The organism is Geobacillus zalihae NBRC 101842, from assembly GCF_001544135.1.
Lineage (GTDB): Bacteria > Bacillota > Bacilli > Bacillales > Anoxybacillaceae > Geobacillus > Geobacillus zalihae.
The window spans coordinates 1-16299 of sequence record NZ_BCPV01000009.1 but is presented as its reverse complement, the minus strand read 5'-3'; the positions used below and the strand labels follow the sequence as shown (position 1 = coordinate 16299).

Below are 16299 nucleotides of genomic sequence, written 5' to 3'. Positions count from 1 at the left end.
ATTATAAAAAACGGCCTCCTAGCAATGGAGGCCGGAAAACTGGGCCGGACGGCAGGCCCGGTTTTTTATTGCACGACCAGCTCTTCAACGACGAGTGACAATGTATGGACAAATGGCAGCCCTTCCCCTTGGTCGACTAACACGTTTGGATTATACTTAACAATTAAGCGAGAGGCCCGTTGTTCATCGCTCCTCTCCAATTGACCAGGTTCATCGTTTTGTTCTTGCACTTGCCCGCGGAACGCGTTGATGACCAATCCACTGAGATCGGCATCTGGGGCGCAGCTGCTCCAATCGTTGTCTCGGGGGCAGATGCCGCCGCCGCGAGCGAACAGCCCGCCTTCAATATACAAATAAGAGCCGACGGCGTAAATGGTCGCATTGTTGTCTGTATAAAAATACCCTTTTAAATTCGGGGTTAAGTTGGCGGTATCCGGATTTTCAAATTCGTTAATGCGGGCGATATCCAGCATTCCTTTTGACAAGAGCACCAATTCTTTTTGGTCCGCTTCGCTAATTTTCGCATTGTAAATATACGTAGTGCCAAGGACGTAAACGGTTGAGTTAAACGAAATATTTCCATGCAGCTCCAAATTGCCGAACACAATGAGATTGCCACGCACTGTCGATGAGTCGGCTGACTTTGTTGATGGGCCATAAAGCCGAAGATTGCCGTTGACAATCAGCCATTGTTTTTCATCTCCGTTTGTTTTGATGGTTAAGCTGTCAAAATCGGCTATATCGATGTCACCCTCAAGCCAAAGCGGCCGGTCGGTCTGTTGGGTTGTGTCATTGATGATTTGGGCGATTGGCGTATCGTCGTTTTTCACGATGACGGTAAAAAACCCTTCTTTTTTTAATTGGTCAGCTAATTGTTGAGGGGTTTGATACGTTTCATTGTTGATCCAATTGACATATTCCTGTTGATCATTGACAGGCGAGATGCCAGCTGCATTCAACAATTTGTCTTTCACCGTCCAGTCGAAATCGACATCGATGAAATCTTCATTTTCTTTTTGGACCACTGGCCCGGCGGCATTTTCTGGCCAGCCAGCTGAAAAAAAATCCCGTTGCCGGATGAAGCGTCCTCCCTCTCTCTTGTAACATTGCTCTTGGTTGTTGCATGATAACAGCCCGCTGTTGACATACCAAATCGCACCGGGGGCAGAGGCGGCTAAACCGCCGTTGACATGGGCGGTTTCGAGTGTGCCGTCGCGGCGAATATAATTTGTCGCATTGCTCACGTACGCTTCGTTGCCAGCGTACACGTCCCCTTGCTCAATATAGGCGCCGCCGTTGATGATGACGTTTTCTTTCGACCCAAGCGCATATTTCAGAAAGCTCGGCGTGTTTGTTAAAAACACGCGCCGTTTGACCGTCCGCTGCCGGCTGCCGTCGGCAAACGTTTTGGAAAGATCCACCGCACGGATAAAGACTTTATTCGTCGGGATGTTGTACTCGTCATACGATATATCTTTCCAGGAGACGTCATACTGTTGTTTTAGTTCGTTTTGCACATCATTAAGAAACCGGTCCAAATCTGCTGGAGAAAAGATTTGATGTTCGGTAAAAAAGGACTGATTAGGCTCGGCCGATAATTTAGCTTTTAATGTCCCAATAGCCTCATCGAGAGCCGTTTTCGCTTCGTGCAGCGATTCGACATCTTCAACGCGCACCTCGGTAACGCGAGCCTGCTGGATGGCGACGGATAAAACGGTTAAGCCGAGCAAGAAGAAGATGGTGATGACAAGCATTGTAGTGATTAAACTGTAGCCGGCTTCCTTCGATCGCAGGCGGTTCATCATTGTTCCCCCTTAAAAGCCAAATTCGGTTTTTAATGTAAACGGGCGTATATACAGCCAGCTGTCCGGGTCGGCGTGGTTCGGGTCTTTTACGGAAAGCTCGATTGTGATGACGCCGCTGCGGCAAATCATTCCTTCTTGCCGCAAACAGCGGAATGATAATTGTGATTGGTCATCCAACAATAGGCGCGACGATGAGACGGCTTTGCCGTTGATCGCCAGCGCTCCATTTTGAAGCTCGATTGTCAGCTCCGTAGGAGCCGTCGTTTTTGGAGCGATAATTCCCGTTCCTACGTCGATCGTCGGCTCCTGATCATTAACGAAGGTGAGCTGGTGATGGTTGCTTTTGGCAGCATCAGTATCAATGCCGTCTGGAGCGAATTCGTACAGCTTGTTCATCACCATGGCAACGGCATAGTCCGCTTCGCTGCGCAGTTCGTTTTCAATGCCGATGCGTTGATAGGCGCGGATGCCGCTGAGAAAGACAGTGTGCACTGCGCCGATGATGAGCAGGGAAATGGCGATGGCGGCCAGCAGCTCCACAAGCGTCATCCCGGCTTGGCGGTCAGCGGATCGTCTCATCGGTGATCACCCCTTCAACCCATTCGGCTTCCTCGATCCGATCCCCCCAGCGGACAAGAACATACATTTTGAGCAAATACTGTCCCAATCTAGGGTCAGACTGTTTGATTTCGTCTGTTTCTTCATTGATACGATCGCGTAGCGAACGCGGAAACGATTCAGGCGGAGAAGATTTGAGCCGCTCCCAAACGGCCGGATCGTATGGGATGAGAAACACTGCGACCCGCCCTTGATCGTAATGAACATTGTTGATGGTAGGGGCTAGTTGGGCCTGACATAGTTGTCTATCGGGAAAAATCTTCTCCTGCCTTTCGCAATCGTCGCTAGTCAGTTGGACAAACTCGTTTTGCGACGTGACGTAGTTTTTTAGTTGCGAAAAATCAAGCCGCTCCATATAAGCGGCGACGCCGCGGGCGACGTTGACCGCCACTGTCCGCCCTTGGTTGTAGGACGTATATGCCATTGCGTTCGTAAAAAAGTAAAATAAACTGATCGCCACCGCGGATAAAAGGGTGAGCGCAAGCAGCGTTTCCACAAGCGTAAATCCTTCGGAATGGCTAGACGGCGAAAAATTGTTTCCGGTCATTTGCCACAACCTTCTTTCAAAATATGTAACTTTATTATACAATATGTTAGAGTCGAATGATGTAGATTTTTAGGATAAGAGGACGACGGATGGTGGGTCTATGGCCTCTTTGTAAAACATATGCCGGGAAGGAACGGGGTGGCATGTTGAAACAGGCGGTCATTTATTTCGTTGCGTTCGTGCCGGCGCTTTTCGCTGTTTGGCTGTTGCCGCTCGGCTTCAGCCGGATCGGGGGAGCGGCGGTCGTTGCGGCGGCGCTTCTGGCCGCGGCCCTGGCAAAGCTGGCCGAATCGGTTGTGCCGCTTTGGCAAGTCGCGCTGTTGCTTGTACTGCTGTTGCTCGCGGTTTCCTATTTGCTCGACCGCTGGTTTGGAACGGTCCTCTATCGATCGGCGGCGGAAAAGGAAGAGATGACTGGGCGGAAGGAACAACGGAAAGGAAGCACCGCGCGCCCAGTGGAGCCGGCGGTTGACGATGGCGGCAAAACGGCCCATCAGCATGAAGCGAACGGCCTAAACGATTGGTCTAGGCAAACAGCATCCGAACAGGAAGCCGAACTGGTCGCGTTTCAAGCAGCTTGGCCAGATGAGGAAGCGTCGCGGCATGGCGAACGAAAAGTCGGAGAACCCGCCTTGGATGAACCGGAATTGGCAGCGAAGGACGACGGAGCAGTCGAGCGCAAAGAAATGTATCCCGAATTTTTCAAAGCCCCGTTGCCGGAGCTGGCCGACGGTGCGGAGCAAAGCGCGCTTTTCCCTTTGGAACCGGCAACGGGTGAACGAACAGTTGAATATGAAGCGGGAGAGCAACAGGAAGAAGCGCCGATTGAACCGTTGCGCTGTCCGCACGACTGGCTTGATGAGCTGCCGGTCGCCGTGACGCCGGACATCGAAGCGGTAGTGCTGCAAGCCGGCGCGGCCGTCAGCGGCCCAGCCGGCGGCAGCGATGACCGGAGTCCGTTGTGGCTGCTTGACATTGACAGCGGGGAAAAGCGCGGGGCGGGCCTCGCGCCGGTGCGCCTTGAACCGGTGAGCGTTTCTGCCGATGAAAGCGGACCGTTTCCGGTTCTTGAACCGGAAACGCCGCCGGCATTGGCGCTTTTCGGGGAAGAACCGCTGGACATGGAGCGGGTTCCGCATTTGGAAATGAGTGATGTTGCCGGATATGGGAAAAATGCCAGCGCAACGGAAGAACAGCTGCACCGGCAAGGAGAAGGACAACAACTAGAACATCACTGGCAGGAGGAGGAGCAACTGCTCTATCGGCTGGAGGAGAGCCAACAACCAGAACAGCGAGGGCGGGAGGAAGAGAGCGAACGGCCAGCGCGAATGATCGGTCCGGAAGTCGTGCAGGCGGTCGTTCTTGAATTGCGCCTCAACCGCCGTCGTTTGGGCGCCGCCGATTACGAGCGCTGCATACGCCGCTGTTTGGACGCTCCGCTTTCTGACCGCGACTATTACGTATTGGCCCGTTTGTTAATGGAACATTATGTAGTAGAACAACAGTACGGCAAGCTCGCAGCGTGGCTCGAGGAGCTCGCTGACCGTTTTCGCGCCTATCCGGCTGTGGCCGAAGAGTTGGCGCTTTGGCGGCAGTTTGCCGCAACACTAAACAGTTGGGGTGAACAAGATGAAAGCTAGCGCGCAAATCATTGGGCTGCCGATCATCAGCATTGCTGACGGTGCACAAATCGGCACGGTGAAAAGTTTGGTGATCAACCCGGACAAAGGATCGATCGATTTTTTGACCGTCGAACAAGACGATGTGCAACTCAGTTTAAAGGCCATTCCGTTTAAAAAAGTCGTCGGCATCGGCGAGTTTGCCGTGACGGTGGAGCAAGGGCACGATGTAATTGACCTCTCGGAAATTCCGATCGCCAATCAGCTCGTCAATAAGCAAATCCGCATTAAAAATACGAAAACTATCACGCGCAAAGGGCAGCTGCTCGGCGAAGCCCGCGAGTTTTTCGTCGATGAAGAGTCAGGGGATATTGTCGGCATCGCTCTTCAGCTCGAGAAAGGGGAAGCGGTGCTGCCGGCCTCGGAAGTGTTGACGTACGGCAAAGATATTTTGATCATCAACGACGGAGCGAACGAGTCGCTTCTTGATGACCCGGCGCAGTTATTGAAGGCAGAGAGCATCGAGCCAACCGGCGGCATGGCGGAAGAGGACGTTTCCGCGCAAATGGAGGCGATGGCCGAAAGCGTGGAAAATGTTGAAGCGCTGCAGTCGCTGAGGGAAAAACAAGTTGCGCTGTTAGCTGGAAAGCGGCTGACAAAAGATATTTATGATGCAGACGGCCGCCTGCTGTTTAAAGCGGGCACTCTGCTTGGCGAAGAGGATGTGCGCAAGGCGCAAGAGGCGGGGCCAAGCGTCATCGTCGATGTCTCGATGAATGTGGAGGCGTAATGGAGGAGGGTCGGCGGTGAAAAAGGCTGCCGCGTGGAAATTGTTTGTTGTCATGGCTGTTTGCACCGTTTATTTTATCGCTTTTTCGCATCTGGGCACCTTCGCCTATGATGTTTTGGCCCCGGATGACGGCCGCCTTGGCCCGGGCACGGCGGTCGGTCCGGTGTCACTCTCCGGCATGACGCCGGAAAGAGCCCGACAGGCGGTTGTCGAGCGGGTGAACGAGTGGCGGGCGACCGCTTCCATTTCTTTACAGTACCAAGAAAAGCGCATTGACCTGCCGGCAGACGCGTTTGCGTTCCGTCTTGCCGAGAGCACGAAGCGGTTTGTCGACGGGAGGCGCACGCCGCTGTTTGTGATCGCTGATTTAGAAAAATGCCTCCAAGCGGCGGCAGCCATCGTTCCGCCGGCGGCGTTATCGGCGCTTGACATCAAGAAGCTTGGGGCGGATTTAGAGGGACAGGCGGCTCAGCTGCAAAAGTCATCATCTCCGATCGACTTGGCTCGCTACATATCGTTGGCAAACGGCCGGCAGCTGGTCGTCAGCGAAGCGGCCGCATCGGTGCCTGACTCTTCGGCCGTCCGCTGGCTGTCTGGCGAGCGGCGCGCGGTGATCAAGGCGAAACAGCTGTTTTCGTTTGGCGATTATATGAAAAAGGCGAAGGCCGATTTGTCCGATGAAGCGGCCGATGCGATCGCTTCAGCGGTGTACCGGGCGGTGCTGGCGACCAATTTCACTGTCGTGGAGCGCTATACGAGCCGTATGTTGCCGGATGGAGTGACGCCCGGTTTTGAGGCGGCCATTAGCGGCGGCCGCGATTTGGAATGGTTCAACCCCAACACGACCGACTACACGCTTCTTCTCCGGCATGATGGACGAAAGGTGCGTGTTGCCATTATCGGGTTGCCGTTTGCCTATCAATATATCATTCGCCTGGGCGAGGCGGAGTCTATCGAACCGCGTGTCATCGTCCGCTATGACGCGCGCCTGGCGCCGGACGAGAAGAGGACGGAACAGATCGGGCGGCCGGGGCTGGTTGTGACGGTGGAACGCGAAGTGCGCGACGGCGCTCGGCTCGTGCGCAAAGAAACGATAAGCGAAGATTTTTATCCGCCAACGTATACGATTCACGTGCGCGGCCTTGAAGTGCCGGAAAGCAATGTTGGGCAAAGCGGCGACGGAGAAGGCGGAACGATGGAGCCGGCGAATGGGGTGACGGAAAACAACGGAGCGGCGAACCAACCGAATTCGACTGCGAAAAACAGCGGTGGGAATATAGAGAGCCGGACCGCGTCAAAGAAAGGCGATGAGGCGAGCAACGGGGAATCGGCCCCCGCCGCTGGCAGTGAAGAGAAGACGGATGCGGGCGGAGGGGAGGAAAAATGAGCAAAAAGCAGGAACGGAAACGGCTTGGTGATTTGCTTGTCGAAGCGGGATTGATCACCGAAAGCCAGCTGGCCGAGGCGCTGCGCGAGAAGGCGCCCGGGCAAAAGCTCGGCGACGCCTTGTTGCAGCGCGGCTACATCACGGAACAGCAGCTGATTGAGGCGCTCGAGTTTCAGCTCGGCATTCCGCACGTCAGTTTGTACCGGTACCCGATCGATCCGAAAGCGACAAACCTCGTGCCGAAAGAGTTTGCCCGCCGCCATATGGTCATGCCGCTCAAGGTGGAAGGCGATCGGCTGCTCGTTGCCATGGCCGATCCAATGGACTTTTTTGCCATCGACGATTTGCGCCTGTCGACCGGGTTTCAAATTGAAACGGCGATCGCTTCAAAAGACGATATTTTGCGGGCGATCAATAAATATTACGACATCGACGAAGCATTTGAGGATTTTTTGCAAACGCCGCCGCCTGAGGTGCGCGACGACGAGCGGGCTGCTGAGGACGATTCTCCCATCGTTCGTTTGGTGAACCAAATTTTGCAGCTTGCTGTTGAACAGCGGGCGAGCGACATTCATATCGATCCACAGGAGACGAAAGTGCTCATCCGCTATCGGATCGACGGCCTGCTTCGCACCGAACGCGCGCTGCCGAAACATATGCAAAGCATGTTGACGGCGAGAATTAAAATTTTGGCCAATATGGACATCACCGAACACCGCGTGCCGCAAGACGGGCGGATCAAAATGGACATCGATTTTCATCCGGTCGATTTGCGCGTTTCAACGCTGCCGACCGTATACGGTGAGAAAATCGTCATGCGCGTCCTCGACTTGGGCGCAGCTTTAAACGATATTCATAAACTTGGTTTCAACCCGGTCAATTTAGATCGGTTCATCCGCTTGATCGAGCGGCCGAACGGCATCGTCTTGATCACCGGACCGACCGGTTCGGGGAAATCGTCGACGCTCTATGCGGCGCTCAACCATTTAAACAGCGAGCACGTGAACATTATTACGATTGAAGATCCAGTCGAATATCAGATCGAGGGCGTCAACCAAATTCAAGTCAACCCGAATGTCGGCTTGACGTTCGCCCAAGGGCTCCGCTCGATTTTGCGTCAAGACCCGAACATCATCATGGTTGGGGAGATTCGCGACCGCGAGACGGCGGAAGTGGCGATCCGCGCTTCGCTCACCGGTCATTTAGTGTTGAGCACGCTCCATACGAACGATGCATTAAGCACGATCACCCGCCTGATCGATATGGGGATTGAGCCGTTTTTAGTGGCCACATCGCTCGCCGGCGTTGTCTCGCAGCGGCTTGTGCGCCGCGTCTGCCGCGACTGCCAAGAGGTGTATGAGCCGACGAAGCGGGAGCGGGACATTTTCGCCCGCCGCGGCATTGAGGTTCATCAACTTGTCCGCGGCCGCGGCTGCCCGATGTGCAACATGACCGGTTACCGCGGACGGCTGGCGATTCACGAGCTGCTTGTTGTCACCGATGAGATGCGGCGCGTCATTTTAAACAACGAGCCGTTTTCGAAATTGCGAGAGCTTGCCCTGCAAAACAAAATGATTTTTTTGCTGGATGATGGGCTGTTGAAAGTGAAGCAAGGGTTGACCACGCTTGAAGAAGTGCTGAAAGTGGCCATTTTGCATTGATGGGTGAGACGGATGAAGGAAAAGCTTGAGGCGTTATTGCGCGCGGCCTTTGAATGCCGCGCTTCCGACGTGCATTTGACCGTCGGTGCGCCGCCGATTTTTCGCGTGAACGGGGAGTTGAGAGCTTACGGCCATGAGCGCCTGCACCCGGAGGAAACAGAGCAAATGGCGAAAGCCGTCATTCCGGCGCCGCTTTGGCAGCAGTTTCAGGAAACCGGAGAGCTTGATTTTTCGTATGGCATTGCCGGCGTTTCCCGCTTTCGCTTAAACGTGTTTAAACAGCGGTCATGCGTCTCGCTCGCCGTGCGCCTCATCCCGCCGTGCATTCCGACATTAGAAGAGCTCGGCTTGCCAAGCGTGTTAAAGCGCATCGCGGAAAAGCCGCACGGGCTTGTGCTTGTCACCGGGCCGACCGGCAGCGGCAAATCGACCACATTGGCGGCGATGATCGACTACATGAACAAAACGATGTCTAGACATATCATTACGCTGGAAGATCCGATTGAATATTTGCATCAGCACGGAAAATCGATCATCGACCAGCGGGAAGTTGGCTTTGACACGAACAGTTTTGCCGCCGGATTGCGCGCTGCGCTTCGTCAAGATCCGGATGTGATTTTAGTCGGGGAAATGCGCGATTTGGAAACGATCCAAACCGCGATCACTGCCGCGGAAACGGGTCATTTAGTGCTTGGCACCCTTCATACGGCGAGCGCCCCAGCGGCGATCGAACGGATGATTGACGTCTTTCCGTCAGCCCAGCAGGCGCAAATTCGGCTGCAGCTCGCTTCCGTCCTTGTTGCCGTCATGGCCCAACGTTTATTTCCCGACGGTCGGAAGAGAGGACGGACGGCGGCTATGGAAATTTTAATCAACAATGCCGCAGTGGCCAATTTGATCCGCAATGAAAAAGAGCATCAAATCATCAATATTATGCAGACGGGCCGCAGTGTGGGCATGCAGACGATGGAAATGAGCGTCAGGGAGCTTGTGGCCGCTGGCCGTATTGATCCATTGGCCGCGGAAGCGTATTTGACAAGGGAGCGTGGAGCGGATGGCGCAATTTAAGTATGAGGGGCGCGACCGAAGCGGACGGAAAAAATCCGGGACGATTGCCGCAAACTCCCGCCGTGAGGCTGTCCTGAAATTGAGGGAGAAAGGCATTCGCCCCATTGTGATCGCCGAGGTGCCGTCATCTGTTTGGAACAAAGAAATTTCCATAGGACGAGCCGTCAAGCTGCAACACTTCGTCGTCTTTTTGCGCCAGTTTGCAACGCTTGTGCGCGCCGGGGTGACGATCGTTGATTCGATCCGCATTTTGGCGGAGCAAACGGAAAGCAAAGCGCTTGCTCGTGCACTCGACGATATGGAACAGCATCTCCGAGAAGGGAATCCGCTTTCTGCCGCAGCCGCAAAGCATCCCCGCATTTTCCCGCCATTGTTTGTCAATATGGTGCGCGCCGGTGAAGCGAGCGGCACGCTCGATGAAACGCTCGACCGGCTTGCCGACCATTTTGAAAAAGTGCATCGAACAAGGCAAAAAATCGTCTCGGCGCTTGCCTATCCAGTGGCTGTCGCCATCATCGCCGTTGCGGTTGTCATCTTTTTGCTTGTCTCGGTCGTGCCGACGTTTGTCGACATGTTTGCCGATTTTCACGCCGAATTGCCGGCGATCACAAAGTTTGTGCTGAAAGCGAGCGCATTTATGCAGCATTATTGGTGGATGATAACGTTGCTGGCGATCGGGGTGTTCCTTTTGTTCACCGCGCTGCGCCGGCAAAAGCGCACGAAATATTATTTGGACTATGCGGCCATGCGGCTGCCCATTTTCGGAACCCTTGTCCAAAAAGCGGCATTGGCGCGCGTCACGAGGACATTGAGCTCACTCGTGTCAAGCTCCGTGCCGATTTTAGAGGCGCTGTCCATTTCCGAGCGCGTCGTAGAAAATGAAGTGATCGCGTCCGTCCTTGATGAAGCGCGAACCGCTCTTGAGCGCGGCCAGTCGCTCGCCGAGCCGCTCCGCCGCCATTGGGCGTTTCCGCCGCTCGTGGCGCAAATGATCACGATCGGCGAGCAAACCGGTTCGCTTGACGCCATGCTTGGCAAAGTCGCCGACTTTTACGAAGCGGAAGTCGACGCCGGCACCGATCGCCTCAAGTCGCTCATCGAGCCGCTGATGATTGTGCTGCTTGCCGGCGTCGTGGGGACGATCGTCACCTCCATCATCGTCCCGATGTACGACATCTTTAATCACATTCAACAATAATAATTTATATTAAGAATATCTTCCTATTTTTTGGACTATATTGTAGAATAATAGGGAAATCGTGCTAAAACATTAAAAAAGAAAGGGAGAGGAAAGTGATGTTGAAACGCATCATCAAAAACGAGCGCGGCTTGACGCTCATCGAACTGCTCGCCGTCATTGTCATTTTAGGGATTATCGCGGCGATTGCGATTCCGGCAATTGGGGCGATTATGGACAATTCGAAAAAGGATGCCCATATTGCTAATGCGCAGCAAATTGTGAGTGCCGCTCGTTTAGCGGTGACTGCTGATAAAAACACGCAATCGGTGTATACGTTGCAACAATTGTATGACGGGGGTTACTTGGAAAATATTCCGAAATCACCCGGAAAGGTGTCGACCAAACAATATCATGCAACCGAAAGTAAAGTAGAAATTGTGCAAAAAACCGATTCGAATAATAAGGTAATAGGAATTGAATATCATGTTAAACTCGTGGACAATGATGGCAAACATGTGTATATTAAAGGCGACAAAGATGCTAGTGATTTGACAAGAGATGATGTAGATCTTAACTAATAGTATGATGGTCATCTTCGTCTTTATTATCGCTCTCCTCCTCGGCTCCTTCTTTAACGTCGTCGGGCTGCGGGTGCCGGTCGGGGAGTCGATCGTCCGCCCGCGGTCGCATTGCCCGGCGTGCGGACGGACGCTATCGGCTGGGGAGCTCATCCCGGTTGTGTCGTATGTCGCGCAAAAAGGAAGATGCAAAGGGTGCGGGGGGCGCATCTCCCCCCTTTACCCTTTGATGGAATTGACAACCGCCGCTTTGTTGACGGCCGCGCCGATGTGGGTCGGCTGGGGCGGGCGGCTCGTTGTGGCGTGGACGTTGATCAGCTTGTTTGCCATCATTGTCGTCTCCGACCTTCGCTACATGCTCATCCCCGACCGGGTGCTTTTGGTGTTTGCCGGTTTGTTTTTGATGGAGCGGCTTGTGATCCCGTTTTTGCCGTGGGTCGATATGCTCCTTGGGGCGGCGGTCGGATTTTCGCTTTTATGGCTGATTGCCGTTTTGTCCAATGGCGGGATGGGGGGCGGCGATGTGAAGCTGTTTGCGGTTTTGGGAATGGTGCTTGGCTGGAAAATGGTGTTGCTCGCCTTTTTTTTGGCGACGTTGTATGGAACGATCATCGGGCTGATTGGCATGGCGCTGGGGCGCGTGCGGCGCGGCAAGCCGATGCCGTTTGCGCCGGCGATCGCACTCGGGGCGTTGACCGCGTTTTTCTTCGGAGAAGCGATCGTGCGCGCGTATATTTCACTCATGATGTAAAGACGGCAGAAAGGAAGCGGAATGAAGATGGCGTTATGGCGGCGAAAGGCGAAACAGGCGAACATCATCATCAAAGATCATGTCCTCCGCTATGTGGAAGCAAAGCCGGGACAGCCGCCCGAGGCGAGGCGATGGGGCGAGCGAGCCTTGCCGCCCGGCATCATTCGCGATGGAAAAATCGCCGATCGGGAAACGTTGGCGATGATTTTGGACGAATGTGTTGACGAATGGAAACTTGACGGGCGGCGTGTCCGCTTTGTCGTTCCCGATCCGTTTGTGATGATCCGCCATTTGCCGCTTCCCGCTCATTTGTCGGACGAGGACATCCGCGGCTATTTGTTTATGGAGCTTGGTGAATCGATTCCGCTTCCGTTCGCCGATCCGGTGTTTGACTACGTCGTGGCCGAGAGAACAAACGAGGTGCTGAACGTGCTGTTGTTTGCCGCGCCGGAAGAGGCGGTGTCGGAATACGCGGCGCTTTTGGAAGAAGCCGATTTGCGCCCGGTGGCCGCGGATGTATCGCCGCTTTGCGCTTATCGTCCGTTTTATGCGGCGGGACAAGCTGCGCCGGACGATCATATTTTGCTTGTGCAGTTTGACGAATCCGCCGTGAATTTGAGCGTGTTTCATCGTCATTTGCCGTTGTTTATGCGCCATTTGCCGCTTGAAGCCTATCGTGACCGGACGGCGGCGATTGTGGATCCGTTCGTCGATGTGTATAAGGAAATGGAACGGATCATGAGCTTTTATTCGTTTTCCCTCCAACAAGGCAAACAGTCCATCACACGCCTGTTTCTCGCCGGCGATCATCCAGAGTTGGGCCATGTGTTCACGGCTTTGACAGAGCGGCTTGAAGTGCCTGTAGAACGGCTCAGCGCGTCTCTTGATCCGCTGCCGGACCGCTTTCATCTCGCCTGGGGATTGGCGTTGAAAGAAGGAAGGGCTGACGATGATCGCTGAAATCAATTTATTGCCGAAAAAAGAAACGAGGCAGCCGATCCGTCTCGTTTTGTTGTTCGGGGCGGCGCTGCTTCTCCTAGCCGGTTCGGTGCTGTATTGGTTGATCGATCGTGCGGATCATCGCCAGGCCATGTTGGAGGCGGAATTAAAAAAAGTGCGAGCGGAGCAAGATGTACTGGCGGCGAAAATGAAAAATATAGACGAACAGAAGGAGCAAGAAGAGCTGGCGAAGGCGGTGAAATGGGCGGAACGCTATCCGCTGAAATCAGTGCCGTTGCTGCGGGCATTGACAAAGCAGCTTCCCGAACGCGGATTCATGATGAATGTGACGTACTCGGATCAGACAAAGATGACCATGGTGGTGCAGTTTGATGCGCCGGAAGAGGCGGCCTATTATTTGGATCGATTAGAAAAAGTGAGAATGGTGAAAAACGTCAAACTGGTCAATGTGGCGGCCAATAGCGAGACGAGTGGCGAACCGGAAGATCATCAAGTCGTGCCAAGATATATGGCGCAATATGAGCTGGAGCTGCAATAGGCTGATGGGGAGGGAAAAAAATCATGAGCCGCTTTGGCAAATGGCCGCTTCTTGTTGCGGCAATGGCTGCGGTCACCGCGCTTTTGTTTGCGGCCGCCTATTCATGGCTGGTCATGCCTCGCTACAGCCAGCTCGAGCAGATGGAGCAAACGGTGCAAAGCGAGAAAAAGGTGCTCGCCGCTTTGAAGCAAAAGCTGCCTCCTTCTTCAGAGGAAACAGCACAAACCGTTGCTTCATTGCAAAAAAAAGTCCCTGTCCATCCGCTTACGGACCAGTTGTTGCTCTTGTTTCAGAAAGCGGAATATATCGCTGACAGCCAGCTGGTGAGCGTCAATTTTTCTGATGAAGGAGCAGCATCTTCACAGCAGAACGACAGTGGAACGAACAACGGAAGCGAAGGAAATCGAGCGGTTTCTCCGCCAAGCAGCATTCAATCCATCACCGCCCAACTGACCGTGCAGTCGCCTTCCTATTATCAGCTTGAACGGTTTTTAGAGGTGTTGGAGCAGTCGGAGCGCATCGTGGCGATTGAAGGGTTGACCGTCACTGGGCCTCCGGAGCTGATGTCCATCGCTGATGAAGTCCAACCGTTGACGTATTCGGTGACCGTTCGTGCGTTTTATGCTCCGAAGCTTGAGAAATGGAAACAGTTGTCTCCCGTTCGCGATGTCCCTCCGCCAAGCGGCAAAGACAATCCGCTCGTGGAAATGGCGCCGTCTTCGGGCCGGTAGCGGGGATGGTGGAAGTCCGATATGCTCATTCGCATGAAGCGGGGGATGACCCTCATTGAGCTTTTGGCTGTGTTGGTGATCATCGGCATTGTGGCGATGATCGTCGGTCTTGCCATGTGGACGGTGATTGATCGGGCGCGCGAGCGGGCGTTTGTTTCGGATGCTTATGGCTTGTATGAAGCGGCGCGGCTGTATGTCGGCGCCGAGAAAGTGGAATTTTTGCCAGCCCGTTCTTCTGCCATATTGTCGTATGGAGAATTGGTGGGCAACGGTTTGCTGGATCCAATCGAAGATCCGTTTACCGGAAATGTATTGCCGCCGGAAACGAATCCATCGTACGTGCTTGCCACGAAGCGGGAAGACGGCGGGATCGATTACGCCGTTTGCTTGAAAGGCGAGACAAAGCAGCTTTGCACCTATGAGGGGCGCGAGCAGCCGATTCCTGTCGAAGCGCTGGGGACGGAGATGATTCGTGACCGATAATGTCGGAAAATGAAGAAAAGAAGCAGGAACAAGGCGACAAATGTCTTGTTCTTTTTTTTTTCTCTTTATGGTAAGATAGGCGAAAGAAATCGAAGTGTGAAAAAGGACGGTGGCAAAATGGACAAGCAGCGCATGCGCATTATGGTGAATATCAACGGCAAGCCCCGCCCATTTACCGTGGAGCGTTCGTCGGAAGGACGGCCGTCCGAGGAGTCGGGTGGATATCCGGTGGACAGCCATCTAGGGAAAGGACAGCGAGCCAAAAACGAGGCGGATGACAGCCGCCAAGTGAGCGCGTTTCAAGAAGGCGGGCCATCCGCAGGCAAGCCATCAACAGGCCTGTGGGTTGTGGAGGATGGGCAAGTTCGAGAAGATGTTGAAACGACGGGTTGGGAAGAGGCGGCCGCCCTTGAGGCGGATGAACGGGTCATTTCCGTTTCCGAGGCGATGCAACAAAAGAAAAGCGCCAGACGTCGGACATGGCGGCTGCCGGCTCAAGCCAAGTCGCTGCTCGCCGCCGCGTTGGTCGCTGCGTTGGTCGGCATGGCGTTTGGCATGACGGTGCTGCGCATCATTCCGAAGGAAAAATTGGCTTCGTCGCCGGCATCTGAAGCGATGACGGAATTGACAAAGCCTGAAACAGCGGCGGGCGAAGAAGGAAGAGAAAGCGTCGTACGAGCGCCGTTTTCCATTGCGGTCATTCAAGCGGGCGTCTATTCGAATGCGGCGGCGGCCAAGCAGGCGTCCGAATCGATCAAAACAGCAGGCGTGCCGGTCGTCGTCGCGGGGCAAAAACCGGCAGCGCTCTATATCGCCGTCGGCGCGGATAAGGAAACGTTGCGGACGGTCAACGACCAATACCGCCAAAGGGTGCCAAGCACGTATGTCAAAGAGCTGTCGTTTGCCGCCGAAGCGGCGGCGCGCCGGTCGGAGGCCATCCAAAAAGGGGAGGTTTTGTATGAAAATATGGCAGCGGTCTCCGCGGCTTTGCTTGGCGGCAGGAAAGCAGGAGAAGATGACTGGCAGGCGCTCCAAAAGGCGTATGACGCGTTAGAAAAAAGCAATGCTTCAAGCGACAAAACAGTCGGTCGGTATGTTGAAGCGCTGAAGCAGGCGTATGTCGCCCTTGCCGCATACAAAGAGCGACGGGATGAAGCGCTGTTGGCCAAAGCCCAGCAACAGCTGCTCGAGGCGCTCGCCGCTTATATCGAATTGGTGCCGCTAGGGAGCTAGAAGCCCCGTTTTTTTTGCCTATTGCATATATAAAGAATTTCCGATTTTTCGTTTCTATATTTATCTCCATACAAGTCGACTATGATATAACGTGGCGAGTGATCGGCTGGATGTAAAACAAAATTTCAACTTATATAGAATAGATGGCAACGAAAACGTTTCACATATCCTTGACGGAAAAGCCGTTTGTCCATTTTTCGACTGTCGAAGGCAAGCCTGTGGCTTGGAAGACCGAACAACCACCCGCTTCACAGACCCATACATGGGTCTGAAAGCGGCGTTGTTCGGTCGCCCGACAGTCGATCAAATGCCTAGTAAAATTTGCAAATGTTCATGCTTCAAATTGCATC

16 protein-coding genes are annotated in these 16299 nt (G+C 54.1%); 13 read left to right on the top strand and 3 right to left on the bottom strand.

Translation table 11 applies throughout. The annotated features are described in order from the left end of the window. Positions 1 to 65: 65 nt before the first annotated feature. The 3 genes from GZ1_RS04600 to GZ1_RS04590 are packed head-to-tail and all read right to left on the bottom strand — an operon-like array spanning position 66 to position 2970. Positions 66 to 1802 (bottom strand): PulJ/GspJ family protein, encoded by a 1737-nt coding sequence (locus tag GZ1_RS04600; protein WP_060787992.1) that lies wholly within the window; start codon positions 1800 to 1802, stop codon positions 66 to 68. A 12-nt stretch (positions 1803 to 1814) separates the two neighbouring features. Then, on the bottom strand, positions 1815 to 2384 hold the full coding sequence (locus GZ1_RS04595; RefSeq protein WP_060787991.1) for a PilW family protein: 570 nt from the start codon (positions 2382 to 2384) through the stop codon (positions 1815 to 1817). Beyond that, positions 2368 to 2970: a prepilin-type N-terminal cleavage/methylation domain-containing protein gene (locus GZ1_RS04590; RefSeq protein WP_060787990.1), complete on the bottom strand. Its 603-nt coding sequence runs from the start codon at positions 2968 to 2970 to the stop codon at positions 2368 to 2370. The genes GZ1_RS04595 and GZ1_RS04590 overlap by 17 nt, the downstream gene beginning before the upstream one ends. 143 nt (positions 2971 to 3113) lie before the next feature. Here GZ1_RS04590 and GZ1_RS04585 point away from each other — a divergent pair, with 143 nt between their 5' ends. From GZ1_RS04585 to GZ1_RS04525, 13 genes are all read left to right on the top strand, one after another. Then, entirely contained in the window at positions 3114 to 4610 is a 1497-nt protein-coding gene (locus tag GZ1_RS04585; RefSeq protein ID WP_060787989.1) for a hypothetical protein, read from the top strand. Continuing rightward, positions 4600 to 5379 (top strand): PRC-barrel domain-containing protein, encoded by a 780-nt coding sequence (locus tag GZ1_RS04580; protein ID WP_060787988.1) that lies wholly within the window; start codon positions 4600 to 4602, stop codon positions 5377 to 5379. Before GZ1_RS04585 ends, GZ1_RS04580 begins: the two co-directional genes overlap by 11 nt. 16 nt (positions 5380 to 5395) lie before the next feature. Further along, positions 5396 to 6766: a G5 domain-containing protein gene (locus GZ1_RS04575; protein ID WP_060787987.1), complete on the top strand. Its 1371-nt coding sequence runs from the start codon at positions 5396 to 5398 to the stop codon at positions 6764 to 6766. Then, on the top strand, positions 6763 to 8427 hold the full coding sequence (locus tag GZ1_RS04570; protein WP_023633503.1) for a GspE/PulE family protein: 1665 nt from the start codon (positions 6763 to 6765) through the stop codon (positions 8425 to 8427). The genes GZ1_RS04575 and GZ1_RS04570 overlap by 4 nt, the downstream gene beginning before the upstream one ends. Positions 8428 to 8439: 12 nt before the next feature. Then, positions 8440 to 9495 carry a type IV pilus twitching motility protein PilT gene (locus tag GZ1_RS04565; RefSeq protein ID WP_060787986.1) on the top strand — a complete coding sequence of 352 codons (1056 nt, stop codon included), beginning with the start codon at positions 8440 to 8442 and terminating at the stop codon, positions 9493 to 9495. Continuing rightward, positions 9482 to 10693 carry a type II secretion system F family protein gene (locus GZ1_RS04560; RefSeq protein ID WP_021321856.1) on the top strand — a complete coding sequence of 404 codons (1212 nt, stop codon included), beginning with the start codon at positions 9482 to 9484 and terminating at the stop codon, positions 10691 to 10693. The genes GZ1_RS04565 and GZ1_RS04560 overlap by 14 nt, the downstream gene beginning before the upstream one ends. Before the next feature lie 98 nt (positions 10694 to 10791). After that, the gene (locus GZ1_RS04555; protein WP_033025923.1) at positions 10792 to 11253 is read left to right on the top strand and encodes a prepilin-type N-terminal cleavage/methylation domain-containing protein; all 462 of its coding nucleotides are present in this window, start codon (positions 10792 to 10794) and stop codon (positions 11251 to 11253) included. 4 nt (positions 11254 to 11257) lie between these two features. After that, positions 11258 to 12004, top strand: coding sequence for a prepilin peptidase (locus tag GZ1_RS04550; protein WP_060787985.1), 747 nt, complete (start codon positions 11258 to 11260; stop codon positions 12002 to 12004). Positions 12005 to 12025: 21 nt separating this feature from the next. Then, positions 12026 to 12964 (top strand): type IV pilus biogenesis protein PilM, encoded by a 939-nt coding sequence (gene pilM / locus GZ1_RS04545; protein WP_174520669.1) that lies wholly within the window; start codon positions 12026 to 12028, stop codon positions 12962 to 12964. Beyond that, the gene (locus GZ1_RS04540) at positions 12954 to 13502 is read left to right on the top strand and encodes a PilN family protein (RefSeq protein ID WP_060787983.1); all 549 of its coding nucleotides are present in this window, start codon (positions 12954 to 12956) and stop codon (positions 13500 to 13502) included. The genes pilM and GZ1_RS04540 overlap by 11 nt, the downstream gene beginning before the upstream one ends. A 23-nt stretch (positions 13503 to 13525) precedes the next feature. Further along, complete coding sequence (locus GZ1_RS04535; protein WP_011232098.1) at positions 13526 to 14233, top strand: hypothetical protein; 708 nt, start codon at positions 13526 to 13528, stop codon at positions 14231 to 14233. A gap of 21 nt (positions 14234 to 14254) precedes the next feature. Next, on the top strand, positions 14255 to 14716 hold the full coding sequence (locus GZ1_RS04530; protein ID WP_060787982.1) for a type II secretion system protein: 462 nt from the start codon (positions 14255 to 14257) through the stop codon (positions 14714 to 14716). Between the two features lie 117 nt (positions 14717 to 14833). Next, entirely contained in the window at positions 14834 to 15949 is a 1116-nt protein-coding gene (locus GZ1_RS04525; protein WP_060788011.1) for a hypothetical protein, read from the top strand. Positions 15950 to 16299: the final 350 nt, after the last annotated feature.